The sequence below is a fragment of the Pedobacter endophyticus genome (genome assembly GCF_015679185.1).
In the GTDB taxonomy this organism is placed as follows: Bacteria; Bacteroidota; Bacteroidia; order Sphingobacteriales; family Sphingobacteriaceae; genus Pedobacter; species Pedobacter endophyticus.
The window spans coordinates 2,343,455-2,365,875 of sequence record NZ_CP064939.1 but is presented as its reverse complement, the minus strand read 5'-3'; the positions used below and the strand labels follow the sequence as shown (position 1 = coordinate 2,365,875).

The 22,421-nt window shown below is 41.3% G+C and carries 18 protein-coding genes; 10 read left to right on the top strand and 8 right to left on the bottom strand.

Translation table 11 applies throughout. The features are described 5' to 3' along the window. Positions 1 to 148: 148 nt before the first annotated feature. Positions 149 to 1,600: a M28 family peptidase gene (locus tag IZT61_RS09470; RefSeq protein WP_196100897.1), complete on the top strand. Its 1,452-nt coding sequence runs from the start codon at positions 149 to 151 to the stop codon at positions 1,598 to 1,600. A gap of 36 nt (positions 1,601 to 1,636) precedes the next feature. Here IZT61_RS09470 and IZT61_RS09465 read toward each other — a convergent pair whose 3' ends face one another. The 5 genes from IZT61_RS09465 to ribH all read right to left on the bottom strand — a co-directional run bounded on the left by IZT61_RS09465 (position 1,637) and on the right by ribH (position 4,835). Further along, entirely contained in the window at positions 1,637 to 2,386 is a 750-nt protein-coding gene (locus tag IZT61_RS09465) for a hypothetical protein (RefSeq protein ID WP_196100896.1), read from the bottom strand. 9 nt (positions 2,387 to 2,395) lie between these two features. After that, positions 2,396 to 2,824 carry a CBS domain-containing protein gene (locus tag IZT61_RS09460; protein ID WP_196100895.1) on the bottom strand — a complete coding sequence of 143 codons (429 nt, stop codon included), beginning with the start codon at positions 2,822 to 2,824 and terminating at the stop codon, positions 2,396 to 2,398. A gap of 925 nt (positions 2,825 to 3,749) precedes the next feature. Further along, a complete protein-coding gene (gene ytxJ / locus IZT61_RS09455) occupies positions 3,750 to 4,082 on the bottom strand; it encodes a bacillithiol system redox-active protein YtxJ (protein WP_196100894.1) in 333 nt (110 codons plus the stop codon). 85 nt (positions 4,083 to 4,167) lie between these two features. Continuing rightward, positions 4,168 to 4,290 carry a hypothetical protein gene (locus IZT61_RS22425; RefSeq protein ID WP_255420130.1) on the bottom strand — a complete coding sequence of 41 codons (123 nt, stop codon included), beginning with the start codon at positions 4,288 to 4,290 and terminating at the stop codon, positions 4,168 to 4,170. Positions 4,291 to 4,343: 53 nt separating this feature from the next. After that, positions 4,344 to 4,835 carry a 6,7-dimethyl-8-ribityllumazine synthase gene (ribH, locus tag IZT61_RS09450; RefSeq protein ID WP_196100893.1) on the bottom strand — a complete coding sequence of 164 codons (492 nt, stop codon included), beginning with the start codon at positions 4,833 to 4,835 and terminating at the stop codon, positions 4,344 to 4,346. Between the two features lie 158 nt (positions 4,836 to 4,993). Here ribH and IZT61_RS09445 point away from each other — a divergent pair, with 158 nt between their 5' ends. Further along, positions 4,994 to 11,299 carry an alpha-2-macroglobulin family protein gene (locus IZT61_RS09445; RefSeq protein ID WP_196100892.1) on the top strand — a complete coding sequence of 2,102 codons (6,306 nt, stop codon included), beginning with the start codon at positions 4,994 to 4,996 and terminating at the stop codon, positions 11,297 to 11,299. A 2-nt stretch (positions 11,300 to 11,301) separates the two neighbouring features. On the opposite strand, the gene IZT61_RS09440 is transcribed toward IZT61_RS09445, so the two are convergent. The 3 genes from IZT61_RS09440 to IZT61_RS09430 form a co-directional block, all read right to left on the bottom strand. Beyond that, positions 11,302 to 11,976 (bottom strand): LytR/AlgR family response regulator transcription factor, encoded by a 675-nt coding sequence (locus IZT61_RS09440; protein WP_196100891.1) that lies wholly within the window; start codon positions 11,974 to 11,976, stop codon positions 11,302 to 11,304. Positions 11,977 to 12,125: 149 nt separating this feature from the next. Next, positions 12,126 to 12,473: a GIY-YIG nuclease family protein gene (locus IZT61_RS09435; protein ID WP_196100890.1), complete on the bottom strand. Its 348-nt coding sequence runs from the start codon at positions 12,471 to 12,473 to the stop codon at positions 12,126 to 12,128. 618 nt (positions 12,474 to 13,091) lie between these two features. Next, entirely contained in the window at positions 13,092 to 14,630 is a 1,539-nt protein-coding gene (locus IZT61_RS09430) for a sensor histidine kinase (protein ID WP_230383918.1), read from the bottom strand. A 262-nt stretch (positions 14,631 to 14,892) separates the two neighbouring features. On the opposite strand from IZT61_RS09430, the gene IZT61_RS09425 reads away from it, so the two are divergent. The 8 genes from IZT61_RS09425 to IZT61_RS09390 all read left to right on the top strand — a co-directional run bounded on the left by IZT61_RS09425 (position 14,893) and on the right by IZT61_RS09390 (position 22,280). Continuing rightward, positions 14,893 to 15,096: a type II toxin-antitoxin system HicA family toxin gene (locus IZT61_RS09425; RefSeq protein WP_317193192.1), complete on the top strand. Its 204-nt coding sequence runs from the start codon at positions 14,893 to 14,895 to the stop codon at positions 15,094 to 15,096. Positions 15,097 to 15,100: 4 nt separating this feature from the next. Beyond that, complete coding sequence (locus tag IZT61_RS09420; RefSeq protein ID WP_196100889.1) at positions 15,101 to 15,493, top strand: helix-turn-helix domain-containing protein; 393 nt, start codon at positions 15,101 to 15,103, stop codon at positions 15,491 to 15,493. Positions 15,494 to 15,627: 134 nt separating this feature from the next. Then, entirely contained in the window at positions 15,628 to 15,975 is a 348-nt protein-coding gene (locus IZT61_RS09415) for a Spx/MgsR family RNA polymerase-binding regulatory protein (RefSeq protein WP_196100888.1), read from the top strand. 67 nt (positions 15,976 to 16,042) lie between these two features. Continuing rightward, entirely contained in the window at positions 16,043 to 16,783 is a 741-nt protein-coding gene (locus IZT61_RS09410; protein WP_196100887.1) for a carboxypeptidase-like regulatory domain-containing protein, read from the top strand. Positions 16,784 to 17,251: 468 nt separating this feature from the next. Next, positions 17,252 to 19,228: a M1 family metallopeptidase gene (locus IZT61_RS09405; protein ID WP_196100886.1), complete on the top strand. Its 1,977-nt coding sequence runs from the start codon at positions 17,252 to 17,254 to the stop codon at positions 19,226 to 19,228. Positions 19,229 to 19,602: 374 nt separating this feature from the next. After that, positions 19,603 to 19,842 carry a VF530 family protein gene (locus IZT61_RS09400; protein WP_230383917.1) on the top strand — a complete coding sequence of 80 codons (240 nt, stop codon included), beginning with the start codon at positions 19,603 to 19,605 and terminating at the stop codon, positions 19,840 to 19,842. A gap of 660 nt (positions 19,843 to 20,502) precedes the next feature. Next, positions 20,503 to 21,339 carry a hypothetical protein gene (locus tag IZT61_RS09395; protein WP_196100885.1) on the top strand — a complete coding sequence of 279 codons (837 nt, stop codon included), beginning with the start codon at positions 20,503 to 20,505 and terminating at the stop codon, positions 21,337 to 21,339. A 56-nt stretch (positions 21,340 to 21,395) separates the two neighbouring features. After that, positions 21,396 to 22,280, top strand: a complete 885-nt coding sequence (locus tag IZT61_RS09390) for a hypothetical protein (RefSeq protein ID WP_196100884.1) — start codon at positions 21,396 to 21,398, stop codon at positions 22,278 to 22,280. Positions 22,281 to 22,421 lie beyond the last annotated feature (141 nt).

The following is a 22,421-nucleotide window of genomic DNA, read 5'->3' as shown; positions in this document are numbered from 1 at the left end:
CCTCGAAAAACAGGTCTTCTTCTACGCTCAGACTGACATCCGATCAATTCTAATAATATTAGACAGCAAAAGCAAAATAACCGTTACAGCCCGGATGCTGAGTCTAAATTTTGTATTTTCATCGAATAAATTCAATCAACCGTTTCCTATGAAATACCTTTTCGCGCTTTCGCTTACTTTTTCCGTTCTACTTGCCAACGCCCAAAACAACTTTGACGATGTTTTCCAAAAGATCAATAACGAAGTACAACAAAATTCAAAAGCTTACCAAACACTCAAGTACGAAACAGAAACCATTGGCCATCGGTTAACTGGTTCTGCAAATGGCGCAAAAGCAGAACAATATGCTTACGATTTATTGAAGTCGTACGGTTGTGAGGTTAAATTTCAGCCTTTTGAGGTAGAAAGTTGGGCAAGAAAAACAATCAGCGTAGAAATTGGTGCTGATAAAAATAGTCTGGTTAAAATGAAGGCTGTCACCCTGGCTCACTCTCCGGTAAAGGCCGATGTTACGGGCGACATTGTTGATGCCGGCAATGGCTTGGAGGCAGATTATCAAGCAAATCGCGATAAATTTAAGGGCAAGGTGGCCTTAATCTATCTCGGCGTTTTGCCCGGTTCGCCCGTTGGTACCAAATCGCTTCACCGATCAGAGAAAACTGCAATTGCAACTAAGTATGGTGCTATTGGTGTCATTATTATCAATACCGTAAAAGATGGCGTGCTATTAACCGGAACAGCATCGGTAACAGGGAAGTTAATTTCGATCCCCGCGGTTTGCATTGGTTTGGAAGACGGAATGGCCTTGAAGGAAAAATTGAAATCTCAGCCACAGGTTGCGCACATCGCGATGACTAATTTCTCTGGTCTGATTAAAGCACGAAACGTAATTGCTACGTTTAAAGGTACAGAACTGCCGAAAGATAAGATCGTAGTTGGGGGACATTTAGATAGCTGGGACTTAGCTACCGGGGCCATCGATAATGGAATTGGCTCGTTCGCTATTATGGATATGGCTCGTACATTTGCCAGGCTGAACCTGAAAACGCAACGTACCGTTGAATTTGTATTGTTTATGGGCGAGGAGCAAGGTTTGTTAGGCTCCAAAGCATTCATCGATCAGGCAAAAAAAGACAAAACGTTAAGCCAGGTAAAGTTTATGCTCAATTATGATATGACCAACGATCCGAAGGGGTTTACCACTTCGCGTGCCGAAATGAAAGATTTATTTACCACATGGGGTGCCGACATCGTTAAGATAGATACCGGCTTTAAAAATCTGTTCAATGCCGGGGCTGGCCTGCATAGCGATCACCAACCTTTTATGCTCGAAGGCATCCCTACCGGCGGCGGTTTTGGCGGTAAATTACCAAATAATTCTGGCCCTTATTACCACTCAGATGGCGATTCGTTTAAACTGGTAGATGAACAGGAATTGAAAAATACGGTCCGCTTTAGTGCAATGCTGACTTACGCTTTGGCCAATACACCAAAAATTCCGGTTGAGGTACAAAGCGAACAAGCGCTAAAGGCTTTTCTGGAATCACAAAACTTAAAAGAACCTTTAACCATTGCCGGAGAGTGGCGGTGGAAAGAGTAAGCTGATTATGTTTTAGAGCGAAGTGCAGAGGTGAGACTAAAGCAGCCAATAATACATTCGATAGGCAAAATAGCTATGCTCTAGCGTGTTGTTCCGATAAATTGGGTCAATGTCGGCAAGCATCAGTTTCTTTTTGCTCTTTTCATTCAAATTTTGTTCAGTAAAGCCGTTGATTTGACTTTCGCCGATCTTACTGTATAGCGGATCTAAAATGAAACTCAGGCTATCGTTTTTTTTTATTCTAATTAATTCAAATCCCTTATTCAGTGGGCGTATTTCAACATTTTGATCTATCGCTTTTGGCTTGCCGTTTTTATAATAAATTCCGATCGTTTCATCGGTCAAATAATCAGCCTGATTGTATATTCTGATTACATAAGCGGTATCCGGAAGCTTACTTTTAAATTTTTTCTTCGCTGCTATTATTTTCTCTTGATTTTGGGGTATTCGTTCGAGAAAATAGTCGCCTAACTTGATTTCACTATAATGATTTGCAGTGTTAAGCATTCTTCCGATGATATTTAAGGGCATATTGCCCGCGTCTCCGATAAATAAAAAGTAACTGATGAGCACGGTTCCAGCGATTCCGGCAATTTGAAAATTCCTTATTCTCTTGTTTTTTCTAGATAGAAAGTAATGAATAACCGCAAGGATCACGGCGAAAACGCCTATAATGGGAATAGTTAACAGTACGCCCAGGCTGGCCCCACCGCCTGCCATCGGAAAACTCTGCAATAAAACAAAATTTATTGCAATTGCTACCGCAGGGTAAACTAAGCATTTCATCAGCGGTTGCTAACCGCTGATGTAGCTTTCTAGTTGGGAAATGGTTTGCTTTTGGTCGGCTATAATAAACTTTACCACATCGCCAATAGAAACCATTCCCCTTACCTCTCGTTCTTCAACAATTGGGAGGTGGCGAATGTGTTTTTCGGTCATGAGCTCCATGCAATGATCGATGGAGTCGCTTAGCGTAACAGAAATGGGATTGGGCGTCATGGCTTCACGTATCAACGTATCTTTCGATGACTTGCCCTGTAGGATGATTTTCCTCGCATAGTCGCGTTCAGTAAAAATGCCTAGCAGCTTTTCGTTTTCCATTACCAGCACAGCACTGATGTTTTTTTCAGTCATTACCTTTAAGGCGTCTAAAACTGAAATGCTTTCGGCTACGGAAACTATTCTGGCCTCTTTGGTATCAAGAAGCTGTTTTACTGATTTCATAACAATTCGTTTTGGTCAAAACAATTTAAGCAATAAATAATTGGAAACCAAGTCGTTTTGAATAAAAACTAAAAAAAACATGAAAGATGCCGAATAAAATCGAGGCCGAAAATGGTACCAGAGAAGTGTTTACAGCATGAAGACGTCTCAAAAGGAAAGCAAAACTCTAAGCGCAGATCCGATAGCTATCGGATTTTGTTTAGCACCTTAAACCTCTCCCTTTTAATGGCGGTGGTTTCTGTTCTGTCTGTACACCCCTCCCGAAAAGTCCTTTAGTGTGGGACACATCTTTGAAACATCATCTTACGAGTCCGAATAACGAAATTGACAACATGTTTTATGGCGTTTTACAAGAACGGTCGTCATCCTCAGAGGTCAGTTTTTGAAAAACATAAGGAGTTGGAATGAAAGTTCTTTCCATCAATCGTCATTGCGAGGCCGGGTCTGTGCGAGCTGAAGCAATCTAATTCACGAAATGAGATTGCTTCGTGCCTCGCTACAAAGTAGCCCCTTTGGGGCAATGACGATCTTTCTTATTTCTGTTAGTGGTAGCTCGACCGGGGATCCTAATGCATAAAAAATCGGTGCCTTGCATTACGATTCCCACCTGCTTGGAAATGACGAATGGGCGAAAGCAGATCTATCTACACAATAGGAAAAGTCGGGACAGATCCTCCTCGAGGAGACGGAAAGCAAAGGCATTGCTTTTAACCCAAACGTTGATAGAGAGAGGTTATAAAAAGCAATGCGAATCCAGTAGCTATAGGATTTAACTCGGCCGAAAATTTATGCCAAAGGCATCCCTTTGGGGAGGAAAATTTAACTTTTGAGACAGCCCCATTTTCCATTAAAATAGCAGTAATTTATGATGAAATTCTAAGGCCCTAAACGGTTGATTGGTGATATGCGTGTGTCTTACAGTGTGTTAAGCAGCAATCACTTCCGCAACTTCTTCAGCCGAAATATCGCTGTGCGACGCTTCCAAAACACAGTCGCCATCTTTAATCAGCAATATTTGTGGCGATTGGTGCGTAACCTGAAATAAATGCGAAACTTCGTTCGAGATCTCCCGGTAAGCAATTAAGTCTAAAAAGTAAAGCTTAGTATCTTCGGGGATCACATCCCAGCTAAATTCGAAGTTTCTTTTAGCCATTGCGCTGATAGAACACCGGGTACTATGTTTAAAAATAAGACTATAGCCATTTGCAGCTTTTATCTCATTAAGTTGATCCAAAGAAGTTAAATTAACCCAAGTCATGATATGATATTATTTCACAGATAACAACTGCAGGCTGATAAAGTTCTGCAAATGATCCAAAAATTAGGAATGGTAGTTTGAGCGCTTAGTTTCTTCTGCGTTTGCCTTCGGGGTACGAGCCATAAGCAGGGCAGAGCTTGCTTGAGCAAGATTCTAAAATGGTAATGGTGCAAAACACCGCCAATAACAGGATGGCTACTTTTTTCATCTGATGAAATATTTTAAACCGCTAAGATACAAATAGTTTGTTAAAACACAAGGTTAAATGTTGGCAGAAAAGTCGGCCATTTTAATCGCCGTAATGGCCGCTTCGTCGCCTTTATTGCCATGTTTACCACCCGCTCTATCCTGTGCCTGCGCTAAATTATTGGTGGTTAAAACGCCAAAAATTACAGGTTTGCTATATTTAATGCCTACGTTGGTAATGCCTTGCGCAACGGCATCGCAAATAAAATCAAAATGTTTGGTATCGCCTTGAATAACGCAACCCAAACAAATCACTGCATCAATATCGTTTCTCTTGCTCAGCAAAATTTCGGCACCACCTGTTAATTCGAAGCTACCGGGAACGGGAAGCGAGATAATATTTTCGTCTTTTACGCCATTATCGAGCAAAGTTTTTAACGCACCATGATACAGCGCACCGGTAATTTCAGCATTCCACTCGGCCACAATAATCCCGAACTTGTAGTTTGCGCCACTTGGAACGGTAGTGTGCGAGAAATCTGATAGATTTTTTAATTGACTTGACATGGCGCAAAGATAAGCTTATGCCCCGAATGTTAAAAACCGAAATGTATGAGGCTTGTAACAATTCATCTGGAAATAACTAGATTCGTAATCATCAGATAAAAACTTTAATCCGCTTATGGAATTTCAGTGCCCCTTCCATCCTTATTAAAAACCTGTATATGAGCTCATCTTTACGCTTCTTCGCTACCCTTTTCTTTGCGCTTCTGTTTTCGTTACCTGTTTTTGCTCAACGCAAATATTCGCTCAACGATTTTTACCGGGTCGATTCTATCGCAGTTCTTGCAAAACCAAAAGAAGCCCTGGCCCTGATAGAAAAAATAAACGCTCAGGCGCAAAAAGAACACGATTCACCTTTGCTGATTAAGTCGACCATTTACCGGATGATGTTTCAAAGCAACCTGGAAGAAGACGCTTTCGATGCCATTTTGCAAAATTTACGCGAGAGCATTAAACGAGCAGAGCAACCCGAAAAGAGCATTCTGCAATCGCTTTTAGCCGAAACCTATTTTAACTATTTGCAGCAAAACCGTTGGCAGATGAGCAAACGCACCAAGGTGCAGGGCGACATAGGCGATGACATAAAGGTTTGGGATATCAACAAACTGAACGATGAAATTATTAAATATTACTTGCTATCAGTAAAAGAAACCGAACAGTTGCAACGCACCAAGCTTGATGTTTATGAGAGCGTTTTAACGGGCGATAAAAGCAACCGCAGCTTTCGCCCTACGCTCTATGATTTGTTGGCACACCGGGCGATCAACGTTCTTACCATTTCACAAATCGGGCTCACCCAGAACGATGATGAACTGATTGATATGGGTAGCCCCGGCTGGTTTGGAAACAGACAAACGTTTTTAGCAATGCCGTTAGGTAACGACAGCACATCGTATAAAACGCAGACATTGCTCTTGTTTAAGAAACTGATTACCTTTCATCAACGCAACAACAATTTGACTGCCCTGTCCGATGTTGATTTGCAACGCCTAAAATTTGTACATAGCAATTACGTGGGCGATAATGGGGAACTTTATTATGCGGCGCTAACTAATTTGGCTGAGCAAAGTGCCGGAACTGAGGTTTATGCCGATATTCTGTTCGAACAGGCCACTATGCACAAAAATGAGCGGGTAGCAATCGACAGCAATAAACAAAATCTGGTAACTGCCGTGGCGCTGGCCGAAAAGGCCATTAGTGCCTACCCGAAAAGTATGGGTGCAGAAAACGCCCAAAGTTTAATTAGCCAGATAAGGCGGAGCGAACTTTCCATTAAAATAAAGGAGTTTATTCAGCCAGGCAAACCTGCCCAGCTGCTTTTTACGCATAAAAATGTAGATACCATTGAACTTAAACTGTTTAAAGAAACGGAGGCTAAAAGTGAGTATGACGAGTTCAAGGGCAAGGCAGAATTTTTAAATTATCTCAAAAAAAAGAAAGTTTTTAGGAGCTGGATTTCTGTTGTGCCCAAAACAAACGATTACCAAAAGCATACATTAATTGACAAAGTTGACGGGCTGCCTTTTGGAAACTATAAATTAATTGCGCAAACCATTAACCGTGCGCAGCAAGATACCGTATACAGCACCATTAATTTTACGGTTACTGCAATGGCGGCTAATTACAGGCGCAATATGGATAAGCTCGAATATTTTGTCACGCGATTAAGCGATGGCGCTCCGCTGAAAGATGTAAAAATCCAGCAGCGCCGGTTCGATTATAATACGAGGAAATATGTTGCGGGTGCTTTAATGGTTACCGACGAAAAGGGTTATGCCAGTACGGTTGAAAGCAATAGAAATATGAACTCCGCCGCGATAGTAAATGGAAACGACGAGCTAAACGTCAACATTAACAGCTATTATGGTTATCGCGGAGACGATGATGAAGAACGCGTGATTCTTTTTACCGATCGCCCAATTTATCGACCGGGGCAAACAATCTATTATAAAGGATTATGTTTAGCTACCGGCAATGGTACAACTAAAATTGCGGTAGGCAAACTGGTTGATGTGGATTTTAACGATGCAAACGGGAAGAAAATAGCAACCAAAGAAGTAATCAGCAACGAGTTTGGCACTTTTAAGGGCGATTTTACTATTCCGATGGGCAAACTAAATGGCCAAATGCAAATTGATACCGATTATGGAAGTATTTATGTGCAGGTTGAAGAATACAAGCGACCTACTTTTGAGGTTGTTTTTAACAAACCCGATCAAAAATATAAGCTAAACGATAGTATAAAGGTGGAGGGAAAGGCCAATGCATTTTCGGGCTACGCCGTAAACGAGGCAAAGGTAACCTACAAAATTTTCCGGAGGGCGGCTTACGATTATAGGTTAGATTATGCAAAGCAGCTCGCTATTTACGGTTCGAAAGCTTTCGATCGGGTACAAATTGCTATTGGTAAAACCAGCACCCAAAAAGGGGGCAGGTTCGATATTACTTTTTTTGCATCAGCCACTAACGTCAGACAAAATTACAGCTATGACATTGAGGTTGAAGTAACAGATTTAAATGGCGAAACACGGGCTACAACCACAACGATAAATGCAGGGCAGAAAGATATTAACGTTAGTGTTAGCGCAGAGCAGGTGCTTTTCTTGAGCAAAAATGTAGATAGCATTCCATTTTCGGTAACCAACCTTAATAACGCGTTAATAAAAGCCGATGTTAAGGCCGAATGGGTTTTGCTACAAGCACCATCGAGGCTGACGAACAAAAGTCCTTTTTATGCCGAAAAATACGCCATGAGCCGCGAAGCTTTTATGGCTGATTTCCCTAACGAGGATTACAACAATGAGCTCGAAGTGAGCAAGTGGCCCGCCAAATCGGTAGCGTTACAACAAAATCTTGAAGTTAAGAATGGGAAGGGATACCTTACCTTTAGTAAGAAAATCCTTCGGCCGGGCTATTATAACATCAAGCTGTTGGCTATAAACAAAGCGAACGATACTGTTAAGGTAGATAAGTATGTGGTGGTTTATAATGATCAGCCGGCGGTAATACAATCGAATATCGAGTGGATTGCTCCCGAAAAAATCACCATTCAACCCACCGAAAGCGCAGATTTTCGTTTGGCGGGCCTGGCAAACAACTGCAAAGCCTATTACGAGGTTTATTACAGAGACAGTATTGCCGAAAAGGTTTGGGTAGACGTATCGCCAAAGCAAAGCATAATTAAGATAACGCCAAAGGCTTATTTTAGCGAGGGTTTTGCTGTGCAGTTTACAATGGTTTACCAAGGTACCACTTACAGTTCGCTGCAACGCGTTTCCATTATCGATTCGGCCAGGCAGCTTGATGTAAAGTTTCTCAGCTTTAGAGATAAGCTTCAACCGGGCGAAAAAGAAACGTGGAAACTACAAATCAGTAATAAGAACGGCGAAAAGCAAATGGCCGAAATGGTGGCTTCGCTTTACGATGCGAGTTTAGACGATTTGAAACAGATGGCATGGAACACCAATCTGCAAACCAGCTTTAATTATATGTACTATAGCTGGAATTTCAACGCTAATAATATTGCCAACGAGCGTTATTTGTGGTTTTTAAACGTTGGAGGTTACACTTCATTTCTGACCCGCGATTACGAAGGTCTTAATTTATTTGGCTATAACTATTTCGGTGGTTATAATACTGGTTACCGCAATTACATGAGCAACTTACAGCGCCCAAAAAAGGGGCTGGTGCCCGAGGCCGAACAGAAACTGAAAGAGCTGGAAAAGGGAAGTGCTGTTTACGGGGTGGTGTTTGATGAGAAAGGCTATGTATTACCCGGCGTATCGGTTAGATCAGACAAATCGGTTACAACCACCAATGTTTTCGGCATTTTTAGCCTCGACGCCAAACCTAACGAAACGCTGACATGCTCCTATATCGGTTATAAAACATCAAAAATTCAGGTTCGCAATAAAAAGCGCATCGATATTGTTTTAAAGGAAGACGACAGTGCTTTAAATGAAGTGGTTGTTGTAGGATATGCTGCAGAGAAAAAAAAGGAGACAACCGCCAGCATTCAAATTAGAGGTTCATCTACATTGCAGGGGAAAGTAGCCGGGGTGCAAATCAGCGCTGATGAACGCAAAGACCCAAGCTTGCGCCAGGAGGTTGAGTCGCTGCGCAGAAAAACTCCCGAAATAGTTACCCGTACAAACTTCAACGAACTTGCATTTTTCTATCCTCAGTTGCTAACTGACGAAAATGGCGAGATAAAAATTGAATTTACCATACCACAAAGCTTAACACGGTACAAACTGATGGGTTTTGTGCATACCAAAGATTTGAGAACGGCCTATGTTACCAAAGAATTGATCACCCAGAAGCAACTGGCCATAGCCATTAACGCACCGCGTTTTTTTCGCGAGGGCGACACCATTTCGTTAAGTGCCAAGCTAAACAACCTTTCGGGAAAAAAGCTGATGGGCAACGCAAGCCTGACACTAACCGATGCCCTGACTGCAAAACCGCTGGAAATTTTTGCAGCGAATAACCGGGCCGATAGGACTTTCGAAGTTGATGATGAAGGCAATACTGCTCTAAAATGGACAGTAATTATCCCATCGGGCGTAAGCGCCATTAATTACAAAGTTACGGCGCAAAGTGGCAAATTTACCGATGGCGAGGAAAACACAATTCCCGTTTTGCCCAATGCAATGTTGGTGACTGAAAGCATGCCGATAAGTGTTCGTGCCAATACAACAAAGCTTTTTAACTTCGAAAGACTGGCGAAATCTGCAGGATCGAACACGCTTCGCAACCACAGTTTAACATTCGAGTTTACCTCAAACCCGGTTTGGTATGCTGTACAAGCGCTCCCTTACTTAATGGAATATCCGTACGAATGTGCGGAACAGACTTTTAGCAGGTTTTACGCTAACAGTTTTGCCACCGGAATTATCAATTCGTCGCCAAAAATTAAAACTGTTTTTACCCAATGGCAAAATACCAATAACGGGCAATCGCTTTTGTCGAATTTAGAGAAGAACCCGGAATTGAAAGCAATTTTGTTGGAAGAAACACCCTGGGTACGCAATGCCGATAACGAAACCGAGCGTAAAAAGCGTTTGGCGGCTTTATTTGATTTAAACCGCATGACTTACGAGTGGAAGGATAATTTCGAACAATTGGAGAAAATGCAGTTTAACAATGGTGCATTTCCGTGGTTTGCCGGCATGCGTGAAGACAGATACATTACGCAGCACATCGTGTTGGGCATGGGCCAGTTAAAAAAGCTTAAACTGGTTGACCTAGCAGCATATCTAAATTTCAACACGATGCTTAACAAAGCCATTACCTATTTAGATGCAAAGCTGGTAAGCGATTATAAGCAAGAAATAGCAGGCAAGCATTTCGGTTATTTACCCTTGCATTACCTGTATGCCAGAAGTTACACCGATACAAAAAATGCAAATGCAGATTTTACAAAGGCCAAAAATTTTTATGTGAAGAAACTTACCGCAAACTGGAAAACCTTTGGTACTTACCAGTTGGCACAAACAGCCCTCGTTTTGAGCAGGAACGGAAATAATGCCGAAGCACGAAAAATTATTGCGTTGCTTGCTCAAACTGCCCAACAAAGTGATGAAATGGGCATGTACTGGGCCATAAACAAAGTTGGCTGGTGGTGGTACCAAAGCCCAATAGAAACGCAGGCTCTATTAATTGAAGCCTTTGATGAGGTGGCGGGTGATGCAAAGGCCGTAGAAGAAATGAAGATTTGGTTGATTAAAAACAAACAAACCAACGATTGGCAAACCACCAAGGCAACGGCCGCCGCCTGTTATGCCCTGTTAATGAAGGGAACCGCAATTTTAAGCGAAAACAATGAACCTGAAATAACCATTGGCAACCAAACCCTTGCGCAGCTTTTACCGCCAAACGCCACCCAAGAAGCGGGTACAGGCTACCAGAAACTAACTATTGCCGGGGCAAACGTTAAGCCTGATATGGCAAACGTAACGGTTAAGAACAACAATAAAACCATTGCCTGGGGCGCTATGTACTGGCAGTATTTTGAACGTATGGATAAAATAACCCCTGCCAACACAGGCGTGAAGATTAAAAAGCAACTGTTTTTACAAAAATCTACTGCAATGGGCGATGTTTTAACGCCATTAACCGCCAGCAATACCTTAGCACCCGGCGACTTGTTGAAAGTACGTATAGAAATTTATTGCGATCGAAATATGGAATACATCCATTTAAAAGACATGCGCTCGTCGGGTTTTGAACCTGTAAACGTAATCTCGCGGTTTAAATATCAGGATGGACTCGGCTATTACGAAAGCACCAAAGATGCGGCCACCAATTTCTTTATCAATTATTTACCCAAAGGCACCTATGTTTTCGAATATCCGCTGCGGGTAACCCATTCGGGTAATTTCTCTAATGGCATTACCACTTTGCAAAGCATGTATGCGCCTGAGTTTACCACACATTCAGAAGGAGTAAGGGTAAGCGTGAAGTAAGATTACGACAGCTGTATGTTACCATAGCTTGGCCCAATGGGGATAATTTTGTCGCCGATCCAGATTTGGTTGCGATCAAACTTCGTAACCTTGTTTTTAGGAACAATGTAAGCCCGATGACAACGGACAAACTCTGCTTTCGGAAGCAATTCTGCCAGTTCGTTAATGGTGATTCGCGAACTGATCAGCTTATCTTTTAGTTGTATTTGCGTATAGTTTCCCGATGCTTCGATATATTGAATATCCTCTAATTCGACCTTGATCTGCTCATAGCCATCCTTTATAAAAATATAGTCGACTTTATCTTCGGCTTTTTGCCCTCTCAGTGTAAACAGTTCCTGCGCTTTGTTGCAGGCTTTTAAAAAACGCGAAAGTGAAAATGGTTTGAGTAAATAATCAATAGCATCGAGTTCGAAGCTTTGTACGGCGTGCTCGGTATAGGCCGTGGTAAAAATGACCATGGGTGGCTTGCTTAGGCTTTTTAAAAAGTCGATGCCGCTAATATCGGGCATCTTAATATCCAAAAAAATCAAATCTACCTTGTTTTGCTGCAGATAGCTGATTGCCGCAAAGGCATCGGTAAACGTATCGGTAAGTTCTACAAATGGAACTTTCGAGGCGTGCGATCTTATTACATCAAGCGCAATCGGTTCATCATCTATGGCAATGGCAATCATCGTTGTTTTTGGTAATTGTTATCTCTAGCTGTACTTCGACTTTTATCTACTTGTCAGGCTGAGCCGAGTCGAAGCCCTTTATCTTTCTGCACTTCGACTCCGCTCAGTGTGACATCATGGAGTTGGATTTGTCGTTTTCTAATTTTTATCTACTTGTCATCCTGAGCGGAGTCGAAGCCTTTTTTTATCCAATGATTTTTATGACTGCTTTCATTGTTGCAAATGGATAGCTCCTTAAGTTTATCCCAGTTTTGGTCTATAATTGCTTCCTTCTTTTTCCGAGACCATCCTTTTACTTGCTTTTCAAATTCGATAGCATAATTTACATCTATAAAATATTCACAAAAAACAGGTGTTAACGGTCTTCTTTTAAATGTATAACAATTGCTGTTTTCACCAGTTTCATGTTCGATAAATCTTCTATCAATATCATTTGTGATACCCGTATAATAGGAATTATCTTTGCATTTAAGAATGTAAACGTAGTAATATTTCATATTATAAATCTGTTATGCAATTTACGAATTTATTTCTAACTGCACTTCGACTCCGCTCAGTGTGACATTTATGGAGTTGTTTATCCAATTTGTCATCCTGAGCGGAGTCGGAGGATTGATTGAGTTGCACTTCGACTCCGCTCAGTGTGACATTTATGGAGTTTTTTATCCATTTGTCATCCTGAGCGGAGTCGGAGGATTGATTGAGTTGCACTTCGACTCCGCTCAGTGTGACATTTATGGAGTTCTTTATCCATTTGTCATCCTGAGCGGAGTCGAAGGATTGATTGAGTTGCACTTCGACTCCGCTCAGTGTGACATTTGTTGAGTTTTTATCCATTTGTCATCGTGAGCGGAGTCGAAGGATTGATTGAATTGCACTTCGACTCCGCTCAGTGTGACATTTGTTGAGTTTTTATCCATTTGTCATCCTGAGCGGAGTTGAAGGATTGATTGAGTTGCACTTCGATGCCGTTCAGTGTGACATTTGTTGAGTTTTTTATCCCTTTGTCATCCTGAGCGGAGTCGAAGGATTGATTGAGTTGCACTTCGACTCCGCTCAGTGTGACATTTATGGAGTTGTTTATCCAATTTGTCATCCTGAGCGGAGTTGAAGGATTAATCCAACTGTAAGGTTAAATGAACAAAGAACTCTTTTGCACTTTCGCGAATAATCAACTCATGTTTGCCGAAGTAAAGCAGCGATAAACGTTGTTTTACATTTTCCAATCCAATACCGCTTTTCAGCTTTTCAGGGTCATTGTCGGCCTTAATATAAATGCTGTTGCTCACATCGAAATACAAGGTCCGCTCTTTTGTTTGCAGGCTGATTTTAATGTATGAGGGTTGTTGTAAACTAATGCCGTGCTTAAATGCATTTTCGATAAAAGGAATTAGCAGCATCGGCGTAATTTGCAAGTTATTCAGCTGCTCTTCAATGTGTGTATCGATCTTAATATCGGCAGATCGCGATGTTCTCAGTTTTTGCAGGTCAATGTAATTGTTCAAATATTCTACCTCACGTGTCAGCGAAATCTTGTCTAAGGTGTTTTCATGCAACATAAAGCGCATCATATCACCCAGTTTTTGAATGCCCTCGCCCGTGCGCTCTGCATTTTCTTGTAAGGCGGTGCCAAATAGCGTATTTAAGGCATTGAACAAAAAGTGTGGATTAATTTGCGATTTTAAAAAGTTTAGGCTTGCATCAGATTTTCCCAGTTCCGTTTTAAGCATCTGGATTTCGGTTAGCTTTTCGAACTTGTTTTTGTATAAATACCAGGCAAGGGGCGTAGTTACGCAAATCATACCGATTGAGGTAAATATTAAGGCAATTGGAATCGCTTCGCCATTTCGCATAAAACCCGCAAGTGCCAGCAGCAACAACAAGCAAATCATTGCAGTTAATGCAACGTTTCCCCAAAAATATCTTCCGAAGCCTTTACCAATTTTTCGGAGGTTCGGAATGGTGTAATAAATAGAAAGAAACGCGAAAAGGAGGTTAACCGGTGGAGCAATTAACCAGATAATAACCAATACGTAATCGAGCGTGGGCGAAAATATCACCGCAAAAATCATCAGTGTTAATAACCAGATCTTAGTAGAGGTAAAGAGTTCCTGATAGATATTTTTGTTGTAATTTTTTAGGAACTGGATTTTCTGCAACAAGGCCATTCCCTTCTCGCTGAAGTAGGCGTAGGCATTAAAAAGCAAATAAAGTAGAAATATGTAGGTAAACGCTTCGCCAAAGAGCCTATCGTACGCCCGGCCAATATCGTCGGTTTCCACCAGGCGGTACGCTTGCGCATAAGTGTTGGCAACCATTAATCCTACGATAGAAAAGGCCGTAATTAAAACGGTAAGGATAATGTTCAGCGCAATGTTGTTCTTTTTAACGAGTTGCGGCATAAAGCAGAAATTGATTAAAAGGAAACTGATGTAGAGCATGCTCACCTTAAATATTTCTGGAAAGAAGAAGTTTCGCAGCACACTGTATTCAATTTCACTTTCTGAGAACCGGTAAGCATTGCCCGATCCGTACGCGGTAGAAGTGCAGATCCCGATTAAGGCTAAAATGTAAAGCGTTGTTGAGATCCAAAACTCCAGTTGATTGATGCCTTTTGTCTTTTCTGGCTGATCGATGTCGGAAAGTGTTATCATTTTTAATTCGGTTTGAAGTGCAATGCTACAAAGTGTTTTCAACTCGGTTGATAAAATGTGACAGACTGTGCGAAAAATGTGATGAACTGGCTTGGTTTGAGTTGGGAGTTGGGAGTTTGGAGTTTTGAGTTGAGAGATATGGCGCCCTGTTCATTCGACGCTTTTTATATAGGTGTCTTTTTATCAACTATGGATGGCCGTAATGAAAACTAAAAAAAAGGTTGTTTAAAAGTAAATTATAATTTACTTTTGTGATGTCTAAATTAAGCAATGTCCACTGAAATGTTCCGAACTTTATCGCATATTAACGAAAGACGGATGGCATGCGATATCCCAAAAAGGCTCGCACATCAAAATGAGGCATGCAACAAAAAAAGGAGTAATCATATTTCCGAATCATGGTAGTCAAGAAATTGGCAAGGGATTGGAAATAAAAATTCTTAAAGACGCTGGAATTAAAAGATGACGCTATGGCTAAAAGGAAAATTATAATGACTGTTGAGAAAACGGATACCGGTTTCTCTGCGTATTCTGAGCGTTACCCTATATTTACTACAGGAAGATCTATTCCTGAATTGATAAATAGCGCCTATGAAGCAACTGAGTTTTACTTTGAGGAAGAAAAAGTAAAATTAGAACCGAATGATATAAAATTTGAAATTGACTTTAAACAGTTTTTTAAATATTATAAGGTATTAAATGCTAAGTTCTTAGCTGAAAAAATCGGAATGAACTCCACGTTGCTTTCTCAGTATGTTTCAGGAACCAAAAAGCCATCAACAAAACAAGCTGAAAAAATTTTAAGCGGAATTCATCAGATAGGACAGGAACTATCTGGTATTAATTTATTGCAAACAGCTTAGTAGGACGAAGACGCGGTTGTTACGGCATATTCATGCAATGGTTGCGCGGAGCGTTTGATCGAAACGGCTGCGGTATTTCGTCACTCATTCACTCATTCAACATTTCACTCATTCAATAATTCACTCATTCAACAATGATCGTTTACGGAATTCCAAATTGCAACACAGTAAAAAAATCGCTCGACTGGCTAAAAGCACATCAAATCGATTTCGAGTTTCACGATTTTAAGAAAAAAGGCGTAACGGCCGACAAATTGAACCAATGGTTTGAAGCTTTTGGTTGGGAAACGGTATTAAATAAAAAAGGTTTAACCTGGAAAAAGCTAAGTAAGGAAGAACAAGCGGCAATTGACAGCCCTGCAAAGGCAATTGATTACCTTACAGCAAATACAAGTGCAATTAAAAGACCGATAATTGAAAAAGAGGGGCTTGCGGTATTGATTTCATTTGATGAGGAAAAATACAATGAAACACTTGGCTAGTTCGATTGTTATATGTTAAAGTTTGTTAAAAGCAACCTTTAACCACTAAACTAAACTACTTTTGAATATGTATAAGCTCCTCATTTTTCTATTTATTGCACTGCCAGTTAGTGTATTTGCGCAAACTGTAACCACCGGAACTGTTTTCGATTACTCCAAAAAAACACTTTCGCTGCCGGGTGTAAATGTCCGAAACTTGAATAGCAAAAAATCTACTAACACCAATAAAGAAGGTAAATATACGATTGCAGCAAATGTGGGCGATTTGCTCGAGTTTTCTGCCGTAGGTTACCATACCGATACGCTTTACTTAACCAACCTGTTAAACAGAACCATTTATTTGCCTGTTAAATCGACCAGTTTGGCAGAGGTTGATGTAAAAGCGGTGCGGATGAACAGTCAGATTACAGACGCAAAAGATCCGTTGGCCGAAAAATACACCTTATTAAATACAGGCGGTAACCTTAACCGCAAACGAATGACTGATAAGGTGGGTGGCTTAAATCTTAACCTTGGTTATGGCAAATACAAGCGGCAGCAACGCAAAGAGGCCGAGCTAGAGGAACGCGAAATGTACCTTGAGGAGATAGACGAACACTTTACCGAAAAAGCAATTGTAGATTTAACAAAACTTCAGGGAGAAGAACTGAAGAATTTTATGATCATTTACCGCCCCACTGTTGAGCAGGTAAAAACAGAGCGGCCTTATCGCTACGATTTTTACATATCGCAAGCCTTCGTTGCCTGGCAGAAATTAACGCCAGCGCAGAAAAAACTTAGAGATTTACCAAAACTTAAGATCGACTAAAATTCAATTGTCGAATTATTGATCGAACTTTCATAAACCTCAATGCGGCGGTAACGCTGTCAAAAATTAGTCGTTCGATGTAATTAGTCATCCGATGAATACTTTGCAACGTGCTGTATTCATCGGATGACTTTGGCAACTTCAGCCTTGCAAAATCCCCGGTTTATAAACCCGACAGCAGCGGCAGCCCAAAAATCTCTTTGGTAAGGGGCTATAGCGTATGGCTCCATAGGAGTGCCTTCGGTACAGGACTAAAGCACCTATGAAATACTAGCGTTCGTTTCCAAACAATAATCAAAACTATCCAACATGTTGTATTCATCTGGTGAAATCCTGATAATTAGAACAAAACTAACCGCCGAGCCTTGTTTCTTCTGCTTTTCAACCTCATTAGTAACATTATAACCACAGAGTAGATAGCTACGTGTGTTTTTTTTATATTTACGACCAAATAACCTTATTATTATCATGAAAATTAGACTACTTGCTGTTTGTATGGCCTGGCTAGCTGTTATTTTAAACACTTCGGCCCAAACAACAACAAAAACACCAACAAACTACAATCCGGCTGAGGCATTTGGCCCATTATTTTACACGCAGAATGGTAACGAGTTTCGATCGGCGATTGGCGCTCCGGGGCCAAAGTACTGGCAAAACCGTGCCGATTATAACATCACTGCCGAGCTTAATGAGGCTACGAGCACAGTTACGGGAACGGTTACGATTACCTATAAAAACAACAGCCCCGATAAATTACCTTATTTGTGGTTACAACTAGACCAAAATACTTTTAAGCAAGATTCCAGAGGGAAGATGGTTACGCCATCGCGCAGTCGTTACGGTGCCCAAGGCGAACAATTCGACGGTGGGTATAAGATCGGCAAGGTAAGTGTAATGCAAAAAGCTGCTGCCGTTAAGTTTACTTCGTTGGTAGAAGATACGAGGATGCAGATTCGCTTAGATCAGCCGCTGGCTGCCAATGGCGATATGGTTACCGTTAAAATTGATTACGCTTATATTGTTCCGAAACAAGGATCGGATAGAACAGGCCATTTAACAACCAAGAACGGTGAAATATTTGCTATTGCGCAATGGTTTCCACGCATGTGCGTTTACGACGACGTGATTGGTTGGAATACATTACCGTATTGGGGAGGTGGTGAGTTTTACTGCGAGTACGGCGATATCAACTTCGCTATTACTGCTCCGGCAACACATATCGTAATGGGTTCGGGCGAGTTGTTAAATCCGCAGGAGGTTTTTACTGCAACTCAATTGCAAAGATGGAACGCTGCAAAAAATAGTGATGCCACCGTTCATATTCGTACTGAGGCTGAAGTTACTGACCCGGCATCTCGCCCGGCCAAACAAAAACTGACCTGGAAGTTTAAGATCGTTAACGCCCGCGACGCTGCCTGGGCTTCGTCGAAAGCCTTTGTTTTGGATGCTGCACGTATCAATTTACCGAGTGGTAAAAAATCGTTAGCGGTTTCGGCTCAGCCGGTAGAAAGCAATGGCGTTGATGCGTATGGCCGTGGTGTAGAGTATGTAAAATCGACAATTGAACATTATTCGACCAAGTGGTTCGAGTATCCTTATCCAATGGCAGTAAACGTGGCAACAAATATTGGAGGTATGGAGTATCCGGGTATTGTTTTTTGCGGTTGGAATGCCAAAAAGGGAGGCGCGTGGGGCGTAATAGACCACGAGTTCGGCCATACCTGGTTCCCAATGATTGTAGGTTCGAACGAGCGTAAATATGGATGGATGGATGAGGGTTTCAATACCTTTATCAACGGTATTTCTTCTCAGAATTTCAATAAGGGTGAATACGCAGAGCGTCCTGCAGATATGAACAAAATCGGTAAGGCCGCCATTGGCAACCCGATATACGAAAACATCATGCAGATGCCTGACGGAATGATAGAAAGAAACATCGGTATTAATTTGTACAGTAAACCAGGTTGGGGATTGGACATTTTAAGAGCGCAAATACTCGGCGAAGATCGTTTCGATTATGCCTTCCGTCAATACATCAAAAACTGGGCATTTAAACACCCAACGCCGTTTGATTTTTTCCGTTCGATGGAAAATGGCGCAGGTGAAGATTTAGCCTGGTTTTGGAGAAGCTGGTTCTTAAACAGCTGGAAAATGGATCAGGCGATAGCAGGCGTGGAGGCTGTGAAAGAAAATAACAAAACTACTGGTTACAACATTACGGTAGCTAACTTAGAAAAAATGCCAATGCCAATTATTCTTCAGGTTAAAACAAAAGGCGGTAAAACCGACATCATAAAGGTACCGGTTGATGTTTGGATGAAAAATACCTCGTGGATAATTCGTTACCCGAGCACCGACGAGGTAGAATCCGTAACGCTGGATCCTGATAAGGTTTTGCCAGATTCAAACCCGGACAATAATAGCTGGTCTCCACAAGGAAACTAATAAATTGATTTTCAATTTAACCACCTAAAGCGCTTAACCGTGTTTTAGGTGGTTTTTTTTTGCTCAAAATGGAGGTGTTTGTCTGGTCGAATTTCTATTCGCCCGTCTTCTTTTTGATGAACGTAGTCCTTTAAACTTTCACGGGCATTGAATATAAACGCTCGTCATCTTCAGCTTGACTGAGATGCTAGTGCGAAAAATTTGTTCTAACGGCCGGTGTTCCCGCTAACACAGTATAAAAGATTTTCCCGTTCCACGCTACAGTCCAAAGCGGCAGAATTGTAGCGTCTGTTATTGCTAGCTTGATTGGCCCGTCGCAAACTTCAGACCTTTTTTGAAAAAAGCATCCATACCTTTAAGTAAGACGGGACCAAATGACTAATTTTGACCTTATGGCCGAAATACAGAAAAATAATCCATTACACGGAATAACGCTAGAGAAAATAGTAACCGATCTGCAAGTCCATTACGGGTGGGCAACATTAGGAAGTTTAATCAGGATCGATTGCTTCAATAATAACCCAACAATTAAATCAAGTTTGAACTTTTTGAGAAGAACGCCCTGGGCACGAAAAAAAGTGGAGGATTTGTATGTGACAACCTTTCATAACTAAAACGATTTTGTTTAAGCACATAAATGATTTACTAAAACGTATTTGTAACTTATTAGTTATCAAGGTATCAGTAAACTATACGGCGTGCCGGCTATCGAATTGTCATTTAAAAATAATAAAATAACAAAAATACTCCCGGTAATCGCTGAATCGGGCGGCTGGAATCTGAAGATGAATTGGTGCACTTTCTCGATCGATCAGGCACTGATTGTGCTTTTTACAACTAAAATTTTAAGATTTGAAAAAGCCGGCTATCGTTTCTTTAAACCAAAAAACCGAAGACCAGAAGCGTCTTAAAAAACGGACGAATTTAGTCTTTTGAAATAAGACAAAAATCGACTTAACTACTTACTCGTAGTTGTCTAAATCATTCATGGAATAAAACCCCTCATTCACCGAGCGATAATGCGTGTTCAACGAACAATGTTTCATTATTGGGTTGGTTTGCTTACATTTGCACTCAAATTTCTTCCAAAACCGATATAAGGTTAGGCTGATTTGTTAAAAAAAAATCCCACCATTCCCAAAAGATTTAAATTAACTATTCACCCCGTGGTTGATTTTTAAATGCTAGTTCGAAAGCGGTTTTCACTTGTTAACTCGAACGAATTAATTTTAACAGACTGTTGAGCTACAAACTGAGATTTTTCACAAAAACGGATGCTTTCAAGAGATAAAACAATACTTTTTCAAAAACGACTATTTTTCTTTGTAGTGGTATTGTCAATCTCTATCGCGTCTTCTTTTGCGCAACAAAAAGTAAAGGATGGAACGGTTTCAGGAGGCAACTTGCCTAATGCCAATGCAATATTAGAATTAGAGACAAGTAATAAAGGCTTACTCCTTCCGAGGGTTGAATTGAGGGCCACAACACAAGCGAGCCCACTTTCGGCTTTCGTTAATGGAATGGTCGTGTTCAACACCGCAACAGTAGCCGATGTTAGCCCTGCTATTTATTATTGTGATGGAACGCGATGGATAATGCTTAGTACTGCAACAACAACCACCGGTGAATGGAGGCTCACAGGTAACGCCGGAACGAATCCTGCGACTCAGTATTTAGGAACTTCAGATAACAACCCCTTAATTGTAAAAACCAATGGAGCGGAAAGAATGCGTGTGGTACAATCGGGCAGAGTAGGTATTGGTACCAATAGTCCCAATGCGGTTTTAGATGTTCAGGGCGATGTGATCATAGGAACACTAACCGCTGGCGATGTTGCTAAGGATATGGTGTTGGTAATAGATCCGCTAACAGGTTTGGTGAAAAAAGCACCGCTGACCCAGAGTGGTATAACTATTTATAAAAGTTTGGAAGTGATTGATGATCTCAGGAAAGAGACTTTTAATACCCCTGCAACAATTACCGATATCAATAAATTATCATTTTACAGAAATGGCGTGTCCATTTCCTTTACCCAGAACAGTGCAACCTCAATAGTATCTGAGATTCCCTGCGTTAAAGGCGATGAGATCAGAATCGTTCAAATTTTATAGAAATCAAAAAAAAAACATATATAGACAAATTTTACTCCACCAAAGCAAAAAAAGAAATGAAAACAAAAATTTTACTACTATTAGGTATTATGCTCATGGTCGGCATCTCGGCAATGGCGCAAAAAGTTCCCACAAAGGTTATTGATAACAAGGGAACGATTAAATGGGTGCTTGACAGTGCGACCGCCGTTATTACCAAGGCAGACAGTACATTGCTGTTTGTAACTCCAACTCAGTTGAACAATACGGTAAATCCAGTTAAGGATACTGTTAACAACATTAGCACTACTTACATAAAAGCAGCAAGCAATGGGCTAACAAAAAACGGACAGACCGCTGAGCTAGGTGGCTTGTTAACTAAAACGACAACTATCCAGACGACTGCTACTGAGTTTTTAAGGATTACTGGGTTGACGGCAGGCACGACCAGTACCGACAGTGTGGTTGTGGTTGATCCGGATGGCTCGCTAAAATTTATACCAGCTTCAACGCTTTTCAATGCATTAACGTTTACGAATGGTTTAACTAAGAGCGGAAATACCGTGAGGCTAGGGGGTGCCTTGACACAGCCAACAGTTATTGCAACAGATGCTACAAATACGCTTAGGGTGGCAGGTTTACAAACCGGAGACTTAAGTACGGATAGTTTGGTGGTTGCAGCACCGGGCGGCGTGTTGAAACGAGTTACTGCCGCGTCTCTGTTGCAAAGTGGGGAAACCTCTATTAGTGCAACCACGGGGACGCTTACCTATGCAGTAGCAGATATGCCCGCAAATCCGTCGAGGGTATGGGTATACAGGAATGGAGCGAAGCTGGTAGGCGGAAGTAACAGTTCTATTCAATCCGATTATACGATCACAACCGCAGGTAGTGTTACGCTAGTTGAAAACGGCTATACTGTTACAACAGGCGATATTATCGAGGTTCAGTGGGTAAAATAATCACCCATTGATCAAATGATGGTAGAAAAGATTACTGTGACAGTTTTGGTAAACGCTAGACAACGGTTGCCTAATCATGCACAGCGATTATTCCATCAAAATACATCAAGCGCTTTGCCTGATGATTTTTAAGAAAACAAA

Coding starts and splice junctions, on each gene's coding strand:
- IZT61_RS09470 (WP_196100897.1), top strand. CDS start 149: ATGAAATACCTTTTCGCGCTTTCGCTTACTTTTTCCGTTCTACTTGCC.
- IZT61_RS09465 (WP_196100896.1), bottom strand. CDS start 2,386: ATGAAATGCTTAGTTTACCCTGCGGTAGCAATTGCAATAAATTTTGTT.
- IZT61_RS09460 (WP_196100895.1), bottom strand. CDS start 2,824: ATGAAATCAGTAAAACAGCTTCTTGATACCAAAGAGGCCAGAATAGTT.
- ytxJ (WP_196100894.1), bottom strand. CDS start 4,082: ATGACTTGGGTTAATTTAACTTCTTTGGATCAACTTAATGAGATAAAA.
- IZT61_RS22425 (WP_255420130.1), bottom strand. CDS start 4,290: ATGAAAAAAGTAGCCATCCTGTTATTGGCGGTGTTTTGCACCATTACC.
- ribH (WP_196100893.1), bottom strand. CDS start 4,835: ATGTCAAGTCAATTAAAAAATCTATCAGATTTCTCGCACACTACCGTT.
- IZT61_RS09445 (WP_196100892.1), top strand. CDS start 4,994: ATGAGCTCATCTTTACGCTTCTTCGCTACCCTTTTCTTTGCGCTTCTG.
- IZT61_RS09440 (WP_196100891.1), bottom strand. CDS start 11,976: ATGATTGCCATTGCCATAGATGATGAACCGATTGCGCTTGATGTAATA.
- IZT61_RS09435 (WP_196100890.1), bottom strand. CDS start 12,473: ATGAAATATTACTACGTTTACATTCTTAAATGCAAAGATAATTCCTAT.
- IZT61_RS09430 (WP_230383918.1), bottom strand. CDS start 14,630: ATGATAACACTTTCCGACATCGATCAGCCAGAAAAGACAAAAGGCATC.
- IZT61_RS09420 (WP_196100889.1), top strand. CDS start 15,101: ATGGCTAAAAGGAAAATTATAATGACTGTTGAGAAAACGGATACCGGT.
- IZT61_RS09415 (WP_196100888.1), top strand. CDS start 15,628: ATGATCGTTTACGGAATTCCAAATTGCAACACAGTAAAAAAATCGCTC.
- IZT61_RS09410 (WP_196100887.1), top strand. CDS start 16,043: ATGTATAAGCTCCTCATTTTTCTATTTATTGCACTGCCAGTTAGTGTA.
- IZT61_RS09405 (WP_196100886.1), top strand. CDS start 17,252: ATGAAAATTAGACTACTTGCTGTTTGTATGGCCTGGCTAGCTGTTATT.
- IZT61_RS09400 (WP_230383917.1), top strand. CDS start 19,603: ATGACTAATTTTGACCTTATGGCCGAAATACAGAAAAATAATCCATTA.
- IZT61_RS09395 (WP_196100885.1), top strand. CDS start 20,503: ATGCTTTCAAGAGATAAAACAATACTTTTTCAAAAACGACTATTTTTC.
- IZT61_RS09390 (WP_196100884.1), top strand. CDS start 21,396: ATGAAAACAAAAATTTTACTACTATTAGGTATTATGCTCATGGTCGGC.